Genomic DNA, 16816 nt, shown 5'->3' with positions numbered 1-16816 from the left:
CTGCGGGCCGCCCGGCACCGCATGGACGGTGCCGGGCGGCCCGGCGGTGACGGTGTGCCGGCTCAGCGGACGAGTCCGGCTGTGCTCGACGAAAGGGCGCGCACCAACGCTTCGGGGAGCTCAGGGCGTACGACGACCAGGACGAGGGCGCCCGCAGCCAGCACCAGGCCGAGGAACTCCAGGAAGTCGCCCCTGCGAGGGACCACGTCATGCCCCGGTTCGTCAGCTGGTGAGGCGTGGGAGGTGTCGGGCTCCTTGCGCCGCGCACGGTGTGTCATGCCTCCACCCTGGAAGCCCGGCCGCCCCGCACCCATCCGGCAACCGTCGGGTCCACCCCCGCCGAGTGGCTGGACAAGACCACCGCCCGGTCGCACCGGGCCGGGACGGGGACGAGGTTCCGCCGGTCGGCAGGGCGGTACCCGCCGGTCGGCGGGGGCGTTACCGAAGCCTGCCGGATGGCCCGCCGCCTGAGCTCCGCGCGAGGTTTGCCGTATGACACAGACGCAGCCGCCGCAGGAGACGTCAGCTCTCCCGGAGAACTCACCTCCGCCGCCCCGAACCTCCCCCGAGTCCGCCGTGCCGGCCTCGGCCGGTCCCTCGATGGGACGCCTCGTCGGGGTGGACCTGGCCCGCGCGCTGGCGGTCTTCGGCATGTACATCGTGCACATCGGCCCCCCGCTGTCCGCCACGAGCGGCGTGGCGAGCTGGATCCGTTACATGGCGGATGGCCACTCGTCGGTCCTGTTCGCCACTCTCGCCGGGTTCTCGCTGATGCTGATCGCCGGCCGCCGCGAGCCGAAGACGGGCCTGGCGGGCCGGCAGGCGAAGGCCCGCATCGCGATCCGCGCCGTGGTCCTGTTGGTGCTGGGCACCGTGCTGGCGATGGAGTACGGGGGAGTGATCATCCTCGGCTTCTACGGGGTGTACTTCCTCCTCGCCCTGCCCCTGGTGCGACTGCGTGCCAGGACCCTCGCGATCATCGCAGCCGCGTTCGCCCTCGTCACACCGCAGCTGGCGTTCGCCCTGAACTCGCTGCTGACTTCGTCGGTCCGGGAGAGCATCAACGCCTACGACCCGCTCCGCCGCCTCAGCGAGGTGGGAGTGCTCGACCTGCTGCTCACCGGCTTCTACCCGGCGCTCACGTGGATGTCGTTCGTGATCGCGGGCATGGCACTGGGCCGCCTCGACCTGTCCTCCGGCACCGTTCAGAAGCGCCTCGCCGCGCTCGGCGCCTCCCTCACCGCGGCCGCCTACGGCATGTCCCTGCTGCTCGCCGGATCGGGCGCGTTGAGGAGCCTCGCGGAAGACGGGTCGTCGTCCGGCAGCTCCGGTTCGATGCCCCCCGCCAGCGGTTCGATGTCCCCGGACGGGGGGTCGTTCCCCGAGATGCCCGCGTCGTTCCTGCTGAAGGCCGGGCCGCACAGCGGGACCACGTTCGACATCATCGGCAGCGTGGGCGTCGCGATCCTCGTGATCGTGGGCGCGACGGTGGCGATGGACCGCCTGCCGCGACTGCGCCGCCTGGCGAAGCCGGTCATCGCCGTGGGCACCATGTCCCTGACCGCCTACGTCGGCCACTTCCTCGCCCAGTCGGCGCTGTCCGTGCCCGCCGGGACCGGCTCCCAGCGATCATGGGTGCCGCTGCTCATGTTCGTCCTCGGGGCTACCGTGTTCGCCGCGATCTGGTCCCGCTTCTTCCGCCGAGGCCCCCTGGAATACCTCCTCAACGCCGCCACCAGGCCGGCGAAGCACATCCGATGAGACCCCCGCCGGGGTGGGACGCCCCCTCGCTCCACCCCGGCACCGAGCGGACGGCCACGCGGGGTGCGGTGGGGGTGCCGTAGGGGCGGGACGGTTGTCCGGTCATGTTCTCAGCAGGCTTCGCCGCCGCCGCTGACGAGGCGAAGGCCGACGGGCGGGCCGGCCCATGGTGTCCCGTGGATCATTGTCTCCCAGGTCCGGCCGAGCGGATCCCCACCGAGCAGGGTCGCGATGCTCGGATAGTACGCGGGGCTCATGTTGCTCACCTGGCTCGACCACCTGAGGAGGAGTTCGTCGTCGAACGCCACGTGCATGGAGGAGACACGCTCAAGGGCGACCTTAGCGGTGAACTTTCCGACGAGAGGGTTCGCCGTGGTGCGGTTGAGCGGCGCGAAGCAGGAGCCCTTGGCGCTGCGGACGGCCCTGGTCGCGTTGGTGATCTTTCCGGTCAGTTCCCCGCGGACCGGTGACCTGGCGAGTTCGATACGGACGGGGAGGGTTGCGCGGAGGTCGTAGTCGCCCTGTCGGGTGCGGACACCGATGGTGCCCTCCATGGCCCGGCCGGCGAAGGCGGCGCGGAGGACGGCGTTCTCTGCGATGTCCGCAACCGGTTTGATCTTGGTGACGGCACCCTCGGAGATCGTCGCGAGGTAGATGGTGTTCGCGTAGGCGGTGTGGCCCTTCCTGGCATCCGCTTCCAGTCGCCTGGCGACGGCGGCGGCGAGCGGCACATCGCCGCCGCGGGTGTGGAACTTCGTTCCGCCGCGCTTGAGGGCTCCGTAGCGCTGTGTGCGGGACGGGTCGCTCGGCAGTCGGACGGGCTTCTTCCCCGCGAACAGTTTCGTGCACTGCACGATGCCGTTTCGCTGTGTGGAGGCCGCGCAGATTCCGGACAGAGCCTGGTGTGAGGCGTTGTTGTCCGGAGCCATGGTGGCCTTGCTCGTCCCGCATCCGGCGAGCACAAGGGCGGTGAGCACGCCGGCCGTCGCCAGACGCCTGCCACGGAAGCTTGGAGTGGTCGTGTTCATGGCGGCAAGCGTGCCGGGCTGTACCTGAAGCGGTTCTGAGGGGTATCTTCAGGATTTTTTCAGCTCGGATGGCGGAAACTGAGCGGATGCGCCTGCTTCTGGTCGAGGACGAACAACGACTCGCCGACGTCATCAAGTCCGGACTGGCGGACAAGGGTTTCGCCGTGGACGTGGTCGGTGACGGCAGTGAGGCCGTCTGGATGGCCGGTGAGCACCGGTATGACGCGATCGTGCTGGACGTGATGCTGCCGGGCCTCAACGGCTTCGCGGTGTGCCGGAAGTTGCGCGAATCCGGCAACTGGACACCGATCATGATGCTGACCGCGATGGACGGTGAACTCGACGAGGTCCAGTCGCTGGACAGCGGCGCGGACGACTACCTGGCCAAACCGTTCTCCTTCGCGGTGCTGCTGGCGCGGCTGCGGGCCCTCGTCCGCCGCGGGGCTCAGGAACGGCCCGCCGTCATCGAGGTAGGCGATCTACAGGTTGACCCGGCGGCGGCGTGCGCCCGGCGCGGCGGCGTACACATCGCGCTCACTCCCAAGGAGTTCGCGGTGCTGCACCTGCTGGCCCGCAGGGCCGGCCAAGTAGTCACCAAGGCGGAACTGCTCCAGCACGCCTGGGATTTCGCCTTCGAGGGCGATCCCAACATCGTCGAGGTCTACATCAGTGCCCTGCGCCGCAAGATCGACGCACCGTTCGGGGCGCGCATCCTGACAACCGTGCGAGGCAGCGGTTATCTTCTGGAGCTTTCGTGAACCGGCTGTCGGTGCGGATGCGGGTGACCCTGGCCGCGACCGTCATCGTCGCCACGGTACTGACCGCGGCCTCCCTCGTGCTGATCCTCACGATGCACGACAGTCTGGAAGGTGGCGTCGCCGACGAGGCCACGCGAAAGGTCAGGGCCAGTGCCGCCGCCCTCAAGGAGGACCCGCCCCTCGACGCGGCTCCACCCACCGGGGTGGGCAGCGCGGAGCCGACACCGGGGAAGAACGAGAACGGCGCCGGCACGGGCGAGGAGAAGGTGGTCCTGGCCGACGGCTACGCGACCGCCAGCACGGTCGTGGACACCGCCGACGGCCCGGTGACGGTGAGGGCCCGGGTCTCGCTGGCCCCCGTCCGCAACGCCCTCGACATGCTTGAGCAGTTGCTCCTGGTGGGTGTCCCGGTGCTGGTGGTGCTGATGGCCGTCATGACATGGCAGTTGATGGGCAGGGTGCTGGCCCCCGTGGAATCGATCAGGGCCACCTTCGCCGACATCACCGCCAAGAACCTCCACCGCCGCGTGCCCGAGCCCATGACCCGCGACGAGGTGGCACGCCTGGCCCGGACCATGAACACCACCCTGGGCCAGCTGGAGTCCGCGGTCGAGCGGCACAAGCAGTTCGTCGCCGACGCCGCCCACGAACTGCGCAACCCCGTCGCCACGCTCAGCGCCCGACTCGAACTCGGGATGACGCAGGCACCCGACCTCATCACCGAGGCCCTGACCGACGTGGCCCGCATCAAGGAGCTGACCGGTGATCTGCTGCTCCTCGCCCGACTCGACGGCGGCGAACCAATGATCGGCACCGACGTCGACCTGGCTCAGGTGGCGGCCGAGGCCGCCGCACGACCGGCCCCCGTGAAGATCGCGCTGGAGCGGGAGCCCGATGTCATCGTGACCGGCTCCCGCCCTCACCTGGAACGCATGGTCGCCAATCTCGTCGCCAACGCGGTCCGGCACGCCGCCTCCCAGATCACCATCAAGGTCACGGCCGACGGACTGGACGTCATCGACGACGGCCCCGGCATCCCGGCCGCCTCCCGCGAGCGGGTGTTCCAGCGCTTCCACCGACTGGACGAGGCCCGGGCCCGCGACGCGGGCGGATCCGGACTCGGCCTGGCCATCGCCCGTGACATCGCCACCGCCCACGGAGGCACCCTGACGGTCCGGGACACACCCCACGGCGCGCACCTGTCCTTCCGCATCACCGACGCCAGACGGACCGAACACGTTCACTCATGAATCTGCTGGTCGGCCGGCGTGCCGGGTCGCGCTGGGAGAGGCTGTTCTCGCGGGTGAGGAGGCGAGCCACAAGGTCTTCCCCGGCGATGTGGATCACGGCTTCGGGTCGGGCGGGCCGGAACCGCAGGTCAGGCATGGGCGCGCAGTGCTGGGGGCTCGGGTCACAAGGGAGATGTCCGGTGCGGGCGCGCGACTGCAGTGAACGACTCTCCTTGGGTATCGCGGCCGACGCGGACGAGCGCCGGGTAGACGGCCGAGGTGACGACCATGCCGGGAATCCAGGACAGGTCGCCGTTGGAGAATTGTCGCGCGACGGGCCCGACGTACCAGGCATTGCCCATGGCCGGGATGCCGGACACCACACCGATCAGGAAGGCGATGAGGACCTTGAGGTTGACCCCGTTGTGGGTCCACGTGGCCGGATCGCTCCAGTCTTTCCGCCGCGGGTGTACATGCCGGGGACGTCGTACTCTCCGTGCTGGACGAGGTAGAAGTCCACGAGGTTCACCGCTCCCCAGGGAATGGGCAACAGGAGCAGGAACGACAGGAACGCCGTCGGGTTGCCGGTGAAGTCCTGTGACGCCGTGACGGCCAGGCCCAGACCGATGACGAGGGTCGGCAGCATCATCCCCGCACGGGTCCTGAACGAGTTCGGGATCTTGACGAAGGTCGAGAGGCCGGTGATCAGGTTCAGCATTCCGCCGTGGAGGTTCAGCATGTTCGTCACGGCCAGGCCCAGGGCGGTCACCACCAGGACGATGGCCGAGGCCGTGCGGGACTGCGCCCGCTCCTCGAACACCCGGGTGAACTGGGCGAGGAAGTAGTCGGCGGCCGCTCTGTCGAAGCAGCGGGCCGGCTTGATCTTCAGGACGTTGAGCTCGACTCCGGGGGTTGGACGACGACACCGAGTTCGAGCATGTGTTCGCACGTCTGAGTCGCGGCGGCGGGCGCCGGCTCCCTGTCGCCGCCCGGTACGACGATGTCGACCCCGCGGTAGAGGCCCGGCTCCGGGGCCCTGCGGCGTGTGCTGGCGAGAGCGCAGGAGTACGGCCGGCCAGGCAGGCTTCCGGCGGGAAGACCGCGGTGTACGGCTGCCGCGGCGAGTCCGGCAAGCCCGAGCTGGACGCCTCGTCCCCCACGTCATCGGCAAGCAGGGCGGCCTGCGGGTACGCGGCGCCGCCCGCGCCTTCCCCACCCCGTACGCAGGCTCCTGAGTGGCTGGCCGTGCAGGAGGCGCCGGCGCTGGGGAGGGCGCCACGGAGCCGCAGGTGATGCGGCCTCGAAGGCTCGAACAGCCGAGCGGATGTCGTTTCCGGATACCACGCATCGGGGCCGGCCTACTGGAACGCCGCGTGGATCTCCTGCTCGGTCGCGGAGTGCGAGACGAGGAGCAGTTCGTCGCCTGCCCGGAGTCGGATCGCCGGGTCCGGCACGGTGGGCTGTCCGTCGCGGACGATGGTGGCGACGACGGTCCCCTCGGGCAGCCGGACATCACCCAGAGGTCGCCCGGCCGCCCTGGACTGCGGTGTGATGGCCGTTTCGATGACGTCGACGCCGGCCTTGCTGAGCCGCAGCAGGGCGACCGTGTCGGTGGCGCCGGTGGCCTCCTCGATGAGGGAGATCAGCGGGGTCGCGGCGGGGACGGCGACATCCACGCCCCAGCGCCCGTCGAACAGCCAGGCGTTGTCGGCGTCGTTGACCCGGGCGGCCACGCGGGGTACGGAGAACTGGCGTTTGGCGAGCAGGCTGATGACGAGGTTGTCCTCGTCGTCCCCGGTGGTGGCGATGACGAGGTCGGCGGTCAGGGCACCGGCGTCCTCCAAGAGGGCCGGTTCACAGGCGTCCCCGGCGACCAGTCGCGCGGCGAGGCGGTCTTCCAGTTCGGCCACGCGGTCGTCGTCGATGTCGATCAGCGTGACGTCGTTGCGGGCGGCGGAGAGTACCTGGGCGATCTGGGTGCCGAGGCGTCCCGCGCCGGCGATGAGCACGTTCATGTCCCCAACTCCTTGTCGAGGAAGCCGCGCAGTCTGCCCAGCGCGGTGGCGGCGACGGCGAAGGTGACCAGGTCGCCCGCCTGCGCAAGCGTGCTGTGCGCCGGGATCAAGGAGCGGCCGACACGGGTGACCTCGACGACGCGGATCTCGCCGTCGACGTCGAACTCGGTCAGCCGCCTCCCGATGAGGTAGTCGGGCACCTCGGAGCGGATGAGCAGGGTCTCTCCGTTGCCGAAGCTGAGTTCGGGGCCCAGGTGGCGGTGCAGCAGCATCTGGTGGATCTGGTGCACGGTCCAGCGGACGCTGGCGATGGTGGGAATGCCGAGTTCCCGGTAGATGTCGGCACGCCGGGGATCGTAGATGCGGGCGAGAACGATCGGCACCCGGTAGGTCTCCTTCGCCGTGCGCGCGCTGACGATGTTGCTGTTGTCCCCGGAGGTGACGGCGACGAAGGCGTCCGCGTGTTCGATCCCCGCGGCCACGAGCACGCCGCGGCTGTAGCCATTGCCCTCGTGGAACCGGATGCGGGGGTTGTCGGGCAGCCGCCGGGCCGCCTTGACACTCCGGTCGACGACCGCCACATCGTGCCCTTCCGCTGCGAGCAGACCGGCGAGCGTGGAGCCCACACGTCCGCAGCCGACGACGATCACCTTCACCGCAGGGCTCCTTTCCGGCCGTCCGTACGACGACGCAGCCACCCCTTGCGGGCCTCGTCCGCGAGCAGGGGCAGGGTGCCGAGCCCGGCCAGAACCGCCCAGTCGACCGCGTCGAGCGGGGCGGTGTTGAACACGGCCTGCAGCGGCGGCAGGTAGCTGATCGCGGCCATCAGGACGACACCGAAACCGCCCGCCGCCAGCAGCGCCGGATTGGACAGCAGTCCCACCCTCAGAATGCTCTGCCGGTCGGTCCGCACGGTGAGCGCGTTGAAGAACTGGCTGAGCACGATCCCGGCCTGGACCATGGTGATCGCCTCCTGGTAGACGAGGGTGTCCTCGGTGAAGTCGTCGAACGGGATACCGGAGGAGACGACGTGCCAGAAGAAGACGCCGGTCACGCAGGCCGCCTGGATGCCGCCCAGAAACAGGATCCGTCCGACCACGGCGCCCGAGAACAGCCGTTCCCGGCGGGAACGCGGCGGACGGTCCATCACGTCGGGCTCCGGGGGTTCCGCTCCGAGGGCGAGGGCGGGCAGGACATCGGATCCCAGGTCGATCGCCAGGATCTGCACCGCGCTGATGGGCACCAACGGGAATCCGGCGAAGGTGGCCGCCAGGATCGGAACCAACTCCCCGACGTTGTGGCTGAAGAGGTAGACGAGGAACTTGCGGATGTTCTGGTAGACCGCCCGGCCGAGCCGCACCGCCCCCGCGATGGAGGCGAACGAGTCGTCCAGCAGCACCATCGACGCCGCCTCCCGGGCCACGTCGGTGCCGGAGGCTCCCATCGCCACGCCGATGTCCGCGTGTTTGAGGGCCGGGGCGTCGTTGGCGCCGTCCCCGGTGACGGCCACCACCTCGCCGCGCCGCTGGAAGGCGGTGACCACGCGCATCTTGTGCTCCGGGCTGACCCGGCACAGCAGCAGCTCGGACGGCTCGGCGAGCAGCGCGTCCAGTGCCTCGTCGTCCGTCGCGTCGAGCCGGGCGCCCGTCACCACGACCGGATCCGGCCGCCGTACGATCCCGACGCGGCGGGCCACGGCTTCCCCCGTCAGCGGGTGGTCGCCGGTGACCATGACGATCCGGATACCGGCCCGACGGCAGGCGGCGACCGCGTCGGTGACCTCCGGCCGCGGCGGATCCAGCATTCCGACCAGTCCCAGAAGCGTCAGCGCTGACTCGGCCTCCTCCTGCGTCGGGCGGGGCCCGTCCAGCTCCCGCCGCGCGACGGCCAGCACCCGCAGCCCCTGCGACGCCAACGCGTCACTCGCCGCCACGACCGGCGCGCGGGCCTGCTCGGTCAGCGGCCTGCGGTTCCCCTCCCAGTCCACATCCGTGCACCGCGCCAGCAGCTCGGCGGGCGCCCCCTTCACATACGCCTGGTAGCCCGCCCCGGTCTTGTGCACCGTGGTCATCAGCTTGCGGGTCGAGTCGAAGGGGAACTCCGTCTCCCGCGGCGCCGCCGCCTCCTCCGCACCCAGGTCGATCCCGGCCTTGGCCGCGACGACGAGCAGCGCGCCCTCGGTGGTGTCACCGAGCACTCGCCAGTGCTCCCGTGGTCCCGTGGGCGGAACCAGCCGGGCGTTGCAGCACAGGCCTGCCACCCGAAGCAGCTCACGGACCGGCGCCGCGTCGGCGACCTCACCGCTCGGGGCGTAGCCCACACCGCTCACCGCTTGAGGCACCCCGCCCGCCCACACCTGGGTGACGGTCATCTCCGCCTGGGTGAGCGTCCCGGTCTTGTCGGTGCACACGACCGTGGTCGACCCGAGTGTCTCCACCGCCAGCAGCTGCTTGATCAGGGCGTGGCGGCGCGCCATCCGTCGTACGCCGATCGCCAGCGACACCGAGAGGGTGGCGGGCAGCCCTTCCGGCACCATGGCCACCATCACCCCCAGGGCGAAGACGAACAGGCTCACCACGGACTCCCCGGTGGGCAGCCGCACGGCAAACACCAGGGCACCGATCGCCAGGGCCGCTCCGGCCACCCGACGGGCCATGGAGGCCACCTGGAGCTGCAGCGGGGTCTTCTGCCGGGGAGCCGCCGCGGCCAGCCGGTAGATCCGGCCGAACTCGGTGCTCTCGCCGGTGGCGAAGACCACGGCACGCCCCGACCCGGCGACGACGTCGGTCCCCATGAACACGCAGTTGCGGGCCTCCAGCGGAGGTCCGGCCGCCACCGGTTCGGCCGTACGGCCCACGGCGTTGCTCTCCCCGGTCAGAGGCGCGTTGTTCACGGCCAGCTCGTGTGCCTCCACCACCCGGCAGTCCGCCGACACCGCGTCCCCGGCCTCCAGCACCACCACGTCACCCGGCACCAGCTCCCGGGCGGGCACCTCCAGCCGCTCGCCGCCGCGCAGCACACGGCAGGTGTGGGGCACCATCGCCTCCAGTGCCTGGGCCGTCCGCTCGGCCGAGTACTCCTGGGCGAAGCCGATGGCGGCGTTCAGCACCACGACGCCCAGAATCGCCACCGCCAGCTGGAAGGTTCCGATGTCGCGCGGCTCCTCCAGCCAGTACGCCAGGAAGGTGATCCCCGACGCGACCATCAGCACGACCGCGAAGAGGTCCGTGAACTGCGCCCCCAGCTGCCGCCACACGGCGCGCCGCCCCGCCCGGGGCAGTTCGTTCGCACCGTACCTCTCCAGTCCGTCCCACGCCCGCGCTGCCGACAGGCCGCGGCGTGACGTGCCCAGCGCGGTGTAGACCTCATCAGCAGCGAGTTCCCGTACCGCCGGACGCGCACGGGAACCGGACGCGGCACGGACTGCCTCGCCCTTCCCTCCGCCCGGCACCAGCGGGTCCGGGTCGACGGTTCGCATCATCCGACCCCGTACGGTGATCGCGTCCGCGTCGCCGGCCGAATCGGCCGGGTTGCATGCAAAGCCTTGGACGGGGCTGCCATCACGGACTCCTGAGAACTCGACGGCGAGGACGGACGACTCGCCGGGTCGCCGCCCATGGCCGGCGGCGTTCTCTCATCGTGCGACGGGTCCGTCGGCACCGCCAGGGCCGTCCAGGGCACCGGCCGAGGGCCGTTCGCCGCCTCACTCCGGGACCGCTATGGCCGGGCAGCGGGCTCGGGGCGGCACTCCCTTGCTCACCGGTTACGCCGCGGTGCGGCCCGCGACCGTCTCGGACAACGCACGCCGGCGCTCCCGCACCGCGGCGTCCTCGTCCAGGGCCCCCAGACGCGGCGGACGCCACGCGTACCGGGCCCGCAGGACCGCTCGGCGCGGGGCCGCCTCCTCGAACGCCACGTCCACCGCCGCGGCCGAACGTGGACTGCCCTCGACACCGGCCACGACATACGCATGCTGCCGGGTGATGTGCTCCGCCTCCGGAACGACCGCCACGGGACAGGTCTCGTGGGCGCTGAGCGGGAGCGCCACCGATGCGGAGGTGAACATCTCGCGCCGTCTGCTCGGGGGAGCGCACCACGAACCAGGGCTGCACTGCGCGCCTCCTCACGCAGGACCCGCTCCGGCTCTCCCTCCACCAGCAGCGTCGGCACCTCCACTGCCGGCTGCCGGGACATGCGCTGCCGTCCACGGTCACCGCCATCACCACGTGGCCGGGAGGGTTGGCGACCTGCCCGTCCCTGATCTTGACGTTGATGGCGTTCACTGCACGGAATGGGACTACTGCCGCGCGGCGTTGCCGCGGAGCCCGAGTCTGGTGATCGTGCGGCGGAGTGCGGTGCGGATCGCCTGGGTTCCGGGCGCACCGCTGGGCTCCGTCGCGCACCTCTCGCCGACGGCGCTGCGCGGCCTCGGCCGACTGGCCGCGAGATCGGTCACGGCACTCGCAACAACTCGGCTGCGGCGTGGGCCGCCGCGTAGTCGGCGGCGGCGCGCACGGCACGGCCGTAGGCCGCCTCGGCGTGCACGAGGGCCGTGTTGGTGGGAGCGGCGGCGGTGGGCGGACGGGAGGACACGGACGTGGAGACCGCCGCCGGATGGCGTACCCCCATGGAGGTGGTCCAGTGCACCGTGACCTCGGTGGGGCCGATGCCTGCGGCGGCAGAGTCGAGGGCCTGTTCCCCACCCAGGAGCAGTCCGCGCAGCAGCCAGCTCTCGGCCTCGTACAGCAGGTCCCGCCAGTCGCGTTCGGCTGCCTCCCGTGCGCGCAGCAGCCGCTGGTGCTCGGAGCGCAGGATGCGCAGCCTCTGCTCCAGCAGGTCGGCTCCGCGTTCGGCGACATCGAGGCTGTGCCGCAGGCGCAGTCGTCCCGCACGGCCGGGCGGCGTACGGCGTGCGCCGGTCACTGCAGAGCCTCCGCGCCCGGGGTGTCCTTCGCCCCGTGGGCGTCGAGGAGGGAGGCGGGGAGCATGGACAGCTGGCTGCGGGGCGTCCACATCCTCGACCGAGGCCGCGGGAACACCGGAGCCCACCAGTTCGTGGCAGCGGTCGACGACCGCGAGGACGGCATCGGCCAGAGCAGCCGTCTTCGCCGGCCCGCAGTAGGCATCCCGCTCCGACAGCGCGCTCTGCTGCAGTACGCCGTCCCGGACCAGCCTGCCGGCCAGCACGCTGACGCGCTCCCGCGCGGGCAGGGCGGCGATGCCGATCAGGTCCACCAGGTCGGCGAGCCGGTCCGCCTCCGCCAGCACCGCTCCCACCCGGTCACGGCGCCGGGTCCATGCCGGGTCGCCGGCTGCCCGGTGTCCGGCGGCCAGGACCGGTACGTCGCGTGAGAAGGACCCCGCCCAGGAGACGGCCGGGTAGTGGCGGGTGTAGGCCAGGTCGCGGTCGAGGGTCCACAGGAAGCGGACGAACCGTTCGGTGTGCGCGGTCACCGGTTCCGTCATGTCCCCGCCGGGCGGGGACACCGCGCCGATCACGGTCAACGACTCCTCCGCGATCCGGGCGGACACCTCGGCGGCCAGGCCTCCGGTGCGCCATGCCTCGTCGACGACCACCTCACAACGCGTCCGGACCACCGAAGCGGTGACCACCGCGTCGTCCAGGGGACGCAGCGTGCGCAGGTCGGTCGGCGCGTCACGCGTCACCGGCGTCCCGGGACGGCACACCTAATCCGGCTCCATGTAGGGGCGGCGGAAGACCGGCGCCTGGCCGGTGCCCCACGGCCGTACGGCAGCCAGCGCTTGGGTGACCGCGGACTCCAACGTGCCACTGGTGTCGACCGCGACGGCCTCGGGCCATGGCTGTTCCCTGGCCGCCATGGCGGTGGCGATGCCGAGGTCGGCGTCGGACGCTCCGGGAGCGCGTGTGCTCAGGCGGGCCGCTGACACGCCGCCCGGCACGTGGCAGTGCAGGGCCAGCAGATCGGCGCTGGTGCTCTCGGCCATGCGCAGAGCCGCTTCCCGCTGTGCCGCATCAGACCAGGTGGCGTCCAGGACGACGGACTCGCCGGAGGACAGCAGGGCGGACGCACGGTCGAGCAGAGCGGCGTAGGTCCTGGCTGTCCACTCCGGCGTGTACAGGCCCTCGCCGTAGACGGCCGCCGCGGACTGCTCAGCCGGGATCCCTGCCAGCTCCTTGCGGAGGCGGTCGCTGCTCAGCAGCGTGACCCCCAGCCGGTCGGCCAGCGCTCCGGAGAGGGTGGACTTCCCACTGCCCGGCAGCCCGCCGACGAGCGTCAGACCGACGGCGGAGGTACGCAGGTGGCGCAGCGCCGCCGAGACCAGCCGCCGCGACGCCGCCTCCGCGCCATGCGTGCCCTGGCGCGCCTGGATCAAGGAGACCTTGGCGCGGACGAACGCGCGGTAGGCGACGTAGTGGTGCCACAGGGAAGGCGGTGCGGGGTCGCCGGAGTACTCGCCGTACTGGGCGAGGAAGTACGCCGCGGCCTGAGGGGCGCCGAGGTGTTCCAGGTCCATGGCGAGGAAAGCGGCGTCGTCGAGGCCGTCGACGTAGCGGAGATGGTCGTCGAACTCCAGGCAGTCCAGGACGCGGGGGCCGTCGTCGAGGCAGAAGATGTCCTCGGCGAGCAGATCGCCGTGGCCGTCGACCACCCGTCCCTGCTCGATGCGGGAGTCGAACAAACGCTTGCGGCCGGTGAGGTAGCGGCGTACCAGCCGCTCCACCTCCGTCGCCCCCTCCGGCACGACGCCGTCATCGGCCAACGCGCGGACCTGCTCGAAACTGGCCTCCCAGCGGGAGGACAGCGCGTCCCGCGTGCCTTGCTCGTCCACCTCGCGGCTCCGAGGCGCGTCCGCGTGCCACGCTGCCAGCCGCCGGGCGACGGCTCGCAGGACATCGTCGACGGTGACCCCTTCCCGTACGAGACGTGAAAGGCGGCGGTCCGCAGGCATCCGGCGCATCACCACGAGCGGTTCGGGTGCCTGCGCGTCGGGGCTTCCGATCTCACCCAGACCCAGATAGACGTCGGGGGCGAAGCGGCGGTTGAGAGCGACCTCGCGTTCGCACGCGGCCCGGCGGGCCGTCACCGTCGTGTAGTCGAGGAACCCCAGATCCACCGGCTTCTTCAGCTTGTAGGCGCGGTCGCCGACGAAGAACACGATCGCGGTGTGGGTCTCGCACACCTCCGCGCGCGGCACTGGCTCGCCGTCGCGTCGGGCACCTGACCGAAGCTCGGACGCGTCGGTTCGAGGCGCCGACCGCACCGGCTTCTCATGGAGGCCGGGCTCAGTCATGAGGAACCACGGCTACCGGGCAGTGCCCGTGATGGATGGCGGCGTGCGCCACTGGACCCAGGTGGGGCCCCAGACCCGGACGGTGCTTGCGTCGGCCGACGACCAGAAGCGCAGCGCCTTCCGCGGTCTGGACGACGGCCTTGGCGGGACTTGCGAGGCGGACGCTGTCGGCCACCTCCACCTGCGGGTACTTCTCGCACCAGGGGCGCAGAGCCTGGCTCAGCCGCTTCTGCGCGTCCCGCGTGCTCTCCTCGGTGATGTCATGGTCCACGCCCCAGGGCACCCGTGCGTGGAGCGGCACGCTTCGGCCGTGGACGGCCAGGAGCGGAGCACCCCTGGCGGCGGCGGAGTGGAAGGCGAAATCGAGCAGGTCGTCGGAGGATCCGTGCAGTTTCAGGGCCACAACCACACGGCTCGCGGGTGCCGGGGGCGGCTCTTCCTCCCGGGTCCTGGCGCGGACCAGTACGACCGGCCGCTCGGCCCGTGCCACGACGGGCATGCTGACGTCGCCCAGGAAGTAGCTCTCGACGGGCTCCAGCCCCCGTGACCCGAGCACGATCATCTCCGACTCCGTCGACGCCTGGAGCAGGGCGTTCTGGGCGTCGTCGGCGACCAGGTTCCCGACGATGGACAGGCCCGGGTGAAGCGCTTGGAGCTCAGACCGCGCGGTGTGGACCAGACGCTTCGCCCAGTAGTTCTGATCGACTTCCGAGGGGACGCGGGCCGGTTCCGGTGCCAGTAGTGGCCACGCGTGCAGCAGGCGCAGGGTGAGCTTGCGCTTCTCGGCCTCGTCGGCAGCCCAGCGGGCGGCGGCGAGGCTCTCGGGTGAGCCGTCGAGGCCCACGGTGACGACTGGTTGCATGGCGGCGGCCTCCGTCTCGTTACGAAGCTGTGAATGACGGGGATGACGGTGAACGAGTCCGATCGATTGGGTGGTCCGGACGTCGCCGACACGCCGAGCAGTGCGGTCTCTCATTCGAGGAGTACCCCAATCCCCTCCATGGCGCATTTCGGTTTCCCGCGCACGAGGGGGACGCGAGGCGCGGAATACGGTACGAAAGGAGACAAGAGCGGTGACGATTCCCCTGGTGGTCGGCGTCGACGGGTCCGAGGCGAGCCTTGAGGCGGTGGACTGGGCCGCAGACGAGGCGGTCCGGCACGACGTGCCGCTCCACCTCCTGCACGCCGCAGCGCGGGACGGCGAGGGGCCGGACGTGATCAGTGGTGCCTCGGAGCGTGTCGGGGCAGGAGCTCCCACCGTGCGGCTGTCGAGCGAGGTGCTGCATGAGGACGCGGCCGCCGCCCTCGTCGACAAGGGGCGCAACGCCTTCGCGCTGGTGCTCGGGTCCAGAGGGCTCGGAGACCTCGCCGGGATGCTTCTGGGCTCGGTCAGCCTGGCCGTCGCCGCCCGCGCCGACTGCCCGGTGGTCGTCGTGCGCGGTGGGGCGGAGCACCGGGGCAGCCGGTTCGGGAACATCGTGGTCGGTGTCGAGGACGGGGAGGGCAGCGGTACGGCCGCGCAGTTCGCGTTCCGCGAGGCACATGTGCGGCGCTGCCGGCTGGTGGCGGTGCACGCCTGGAGTGTCCCGGTCGGGACCCCCATGCCGCCGGGCCTTTCCGGATACGCCCTCCAAGCCCTCCAGCGCCCGCCGGCGCAGGTGCTCGCCGAGGCGCTGCACGACCCTGCGGAGCGGTATCAGGACGTGCCGGTGAGCAGCGAGGTCGTCGAAGGCTCGGCGCGGCGGGCACTCCTGAAAGCCGCGGCCGGCGCTGATCTGCTCGTTGTCGGTGCCCGCAGGCGGCATGGGCACATCGGTCTGCAGTTGGGTCTGGTCAACCATCGGACAGCGCCGACATCCGCGGCAGGTGCGCGGACGCGTACCTGCGGTGACCCCGGCGCGCAACTCGACCGGCGGTTGGTGATCGGCGCCCGCACAGGGAGGAATCCCGGGCCACCCCGGTCAGGGCACGGTGATGCTGTCATCGAGGTACACGTCCTGGACGGCGTGCAGGAGTTCGACGCCCTCGGTGGTGGGACGCCGAAAGGCTTTGCGGCCGGTGATCAGGCCGGTGCCTCCGGCCCGCTTGTTGATCACTGCCGTCCGTACGGCCTGCGCGAGGTCCCCTTAGCTTCTCCGCCTTGATGGCGTCGGCCGGCTCGCCCGCCGAGAAGATGTGCAGATCCTCGTAGAGCGCCATCGCCTTCCTGGGCCCGAGGGTGGGGATGGTGATGAGCTGCCGCACCCCTGCGGGAACCCGGGCCCGCCGCTCCTCGACCACCGTGACGTGGCCGGTGCGGAAGTACTCGATGACCTTCTCGGCGATCGACTCGCCCACACCCGGGATCTCCTTCAGACCCGCGACGTCCAGGTGAGAGACGTCGGCTGGGTAGCCGCCGATCGCGCGGGCGGCCTTCTCGTAGACGCGCGCCTTGAACGCCTCGCCTCCGGTGATGGCGATGAGGTCCGCGTACTCCTGAAGGAGCGCCTCGACCTCCTCGTTGGGCCGGACCACGTCTCAAGTCCAAGAACGGACTTGCGGCATGCCAGTTGAGGTCGAGCGCCCGGCGGGAGCGTGACCGGACGAAGGCGGTCGCACCCGACGTGCTCCACCTCCCATCTCGATGTGCTCGGTCACCTCCGGCGCGCGGAGCCGCCGGATGCTCCTATGGATGTCAAGCCGCAGGAGCGAGGTCGGTTTGCGTGATTGGTTCGGTTGGTGTGCTGGTGAGAGCGCGGTAGATCTCGCGG

14 protein-coding genes and 2 pseudogenes are annotated in these 16816 nt (G+C 71.1%); 4 read left to right on the top strand and 12 right to left on the bottom strand.

Annotated elements, in window-relative coordinates; translation table 11 throughout:
- Positions 1-62: 62 nt before the first annotated feature.
- Positions 63-278, bottom strand: coding sequence for a hypothetical protein (locus AC067N_RS35555; RefSeq protein WP_478683073.1), 216 nt, complete (start codon positions 276-278; stop codon positions 63-65).
- A 214-nt stretch (positions 279-492) separates the two neighbouring features.
- Here AC067N_RS35555 and AC067N_RS35550 point away from each other — a divergent pair, with 214 nt between their 5' ends.
- On the top strand, positions 493-1761 hold the full coding sequence (locus tag AC067N_RS35550) for a DUF418 domain-containing protein (protein ID WP_478683072.1): 1269 nt from the start codon (positions 493-495) through the stop codon (positions 1759-1761).
- Between the two features lie 110 nt (positions 1762-1871).
- Here AC067N_RS35550 and AC067N_RS35545 read toward each other — a convergent pair whose 3' ends face one another.
- Positions 1872-2789: a hypothetical protein gene (locus AC067N_RS35545; protein ID WP_478683071.1), complete on the bottom strand. Its 918-nt coding sequence runs from the start codon at positions 2787-2789 to the stop codon at positions 1872-1874.
- 86 nt (positions 2790-2875) lie between these two features.
- On the opposite strand from AC067N_RS35545, the gene AC067N_RS35540 reads away from it, so the two are divergent.
- Together AC067N_RS35540 and AC067N_RS35535 are read left to right on the top strand one after the other, a co-directional pair.
- Complete coding sequence (locus AC067N_RS35540) at positions 2876-3547, top strand: response regulator transcription factor (protein WP_478683070.1); 672 nt, start codon at positions 2876-2878, stop codon at positions 3545-3547.
- The gene (locus AC067N_RS35535; RefSeq protein WP_478683069.1) at positions 3544-4797 is read left to right on the top strand and encodes a sensor histidine kinase; all 1254 of its coding nucleotides are present in this window, start codon (positions 3544-3546) and stop codon (positions 4795-4797) included. The genes AC067N_RS35540 and AC067N_RS35535 overlap by 4 nt, the downstream gene beginning before the upstream one ends.
- 161 nt (positions 4798-4958) lie before the next feature.
- On the opposite strand, the gene AC067N_RS35530 is transcribed toward AC067N_RS35535, so the two are convergent.
- The 9 genes from AC067N_RS35530 to AC067N_RS35490 form a co-directional block, all read right to left on the bottom strand.
- Positions 4959-5156: a hypothetical protein gene (locus AC067N_RS35530; protein ID WP_478683068.1), complete on the bottom strand. Its 198-nt coding sequence runs from the start codon at positions 5154-5156 to the stop codon at positions 4959-4961.
- An 8-nt stretch (positions 5157-5164) separates the two neighbouring features.
- Positions 5165-5725, bottom strand: a complete 561-nt coding sequence (locus AC067N_RS35525; protein WP_478683067.1) for a hypothetical protein — start codon at positions 5723-5725, stop codon at positions 5165-5167.
- A 409-nt stretch (positions 5726-6134) separates the two neighbouring features.
- A complete protein-coding gene (locus tag AC067N_RS35520; RefSeq protein WP_478683066.1) occupies positions 6135-6791 on the bottom strand; it encodes a potassium channel family protein in 657 nt (218 codons plus the stop codon).
- Entirely contained in the window at positions 6788-7447 is a 660-nt protein-coding gene (locus AC067N_RS35515) for a potassium channel family protein (RefSeq protein WP_478683065.1), read from the bottom strand. The genes AC067N_RS35520 and AC067N_RS35515 overlap by 4 nt, the downstream gene beginning before the upstream one ends.
- Positions 7444-10272: a cation-translocating P-type ATPase gene (locus AC067N_RS35510; RefSeq protein WP_478683064.1), complete on the bottom strand. Its 2829-nt coding sequence runs from the start codon at positions 10270-10272 to the stop codon at positions 7444-7446. Before AC067N_RS35510 ends, AC067N_RS35515 begins: the two co-directional genes overlap by 4 nt.
- Positions 10273-10554: 282 nt before the next feature.
- Positions 10555-10857 carry an adenine nucleotide alpha hydrolase family protein gene (locus AC067N_RS35505; RefSeq protein ID WP_478683063.1) on the bottom strand — a complete coding sequence of 101 codons (303 nt, stop codon included), beginning with the start codon at positions 10855-10857 and terminating at the stop codon, positions 10555-10557.
- A 386-nt stretch (positions 10858-11243) separates the two neighbouring features.
- Positions 11244-12458 carry a V-type ATP synthase subunit D gene (locus tag AC067N_RS35500; RefSeq protein ID WP_478683062.1) on the bottom strand — a complete coding sequence of 405 codons (1215 nt, stop codon included), beginning with the start codon at positions 12456-12458 and terminating at the stop codon, positions 11244-11246.
- Between the two features lie 21 nt (positions 12459-12479).
- On the bottom strand, positions 12480-13955 hold the full coding sequence (locus AC067N_RS35495) for a bifunctional aminoglycoside phosphotransferase/ATP-binding protein (RefSeq protein WP_478683135.1): 1476 nt from the start codon (positions 13953-13955) through the stop codon (positions 12480-12482).
- A gap of 103 nt (positions 13956-14058) precedes the next feature.
- On the bottom strand, positions 14059-14928 hold the full coding sequence (locus AC067N_RS35490; RefSeq protein ID WP_478683061.1) for a universal stress protein: 870 nt from the start codon (positions 14926-14928) through the stop codon (positions 14059-14061).
- A 211-nt stretch (positions 14929-15139) separates the two neighbouring features.
- Here AC067N_RS35490 and AC067N_RS35485 point away from each other — a divergent pair.
- Positions 15140-15907: pseudogene (locus AC067N_RS35485) on the top strand (universal stress protein); the annotation flags it as partial.
- A 283-nt stretch (positions 15908-16190) separates the two neighbouring features.
- Here AC067N_RS35485 and AC067N_RS35480 read toward each other — a convergent pair.
- Positions 16191-16580: pseudogene (locus tag AC067N_RS35480) on the bottom strand (helix-hairpin-helix domain-containing protein); the annotation flags it as partial.
- Positions 16581-16816 lie beyond the last annotated feature (236 nt).

The organism is Streptomyces sp. NPDC042364, assembly GCF_056437585.1.
This window is presented reverse-complemented; position numbering and strand designations above follow the sequence as displayed.

Bases quoted from the DNA above. Each gene is read 5' to 3' on its own strand.
- AC067N_RS35490 (WP_478683061.1), bottom strand. From the start codon at position 14,928: ATGCAACCAGTCGTCACCGTGGGCCTCGACGGCTCACCCGAGAGCCTC.
- AC067N_RS35550 (WP_478683072.1), top strand. From the start codon at position 493: ATGACACAGACGCAGCCGCCGCAGGAGACGTCAGCTCTCCCGGAGAAC.
- AC067N_RS35505 (WP_478683063.1), bottom strand. From the start codon at position 10,857: ATGTTCACCTCCGCATCGGTGGCGCTCCCGCTCAGCGCCCACGAGACC.
- AC067N_RS35555 (WP_478683073.1), bottom strand. From the start codon at position 278: ATGACACACCGTGCGCGGCGCAAGGAGCCCGACACCTCCCACGCCTCA.
- AC067N_RS35520 (WP_478683066.1), bottom strand. From the start codon at position 6,791: ATGAACGTGCTCATCGCCGGCGCGGGACGCCTCGGCACCCAGATCGCC.
- AC067N_RS35545 (WP_478683071.1), bottom strand. From the start codon at position 2,789: ATGAACACGACCACTCCAAGCTTCCGTGGCAGGCGTCTGGCGACGGCC.
- AC067N_RS35540 (WP_478683070.1), top strand. From the start codon at position 2,876: ATGCGCCTGCTTCTGGTCGAGGACGAACAACGACTCGCCGACGTCATC.
- AC067N_RS35510 (WP_478683064.1), bottom strand. From the start codon at position 10,272: ATGATGCGAACCGTCGACCCGGACCCGCTGGTGCCGGGCGGAGGGAAG.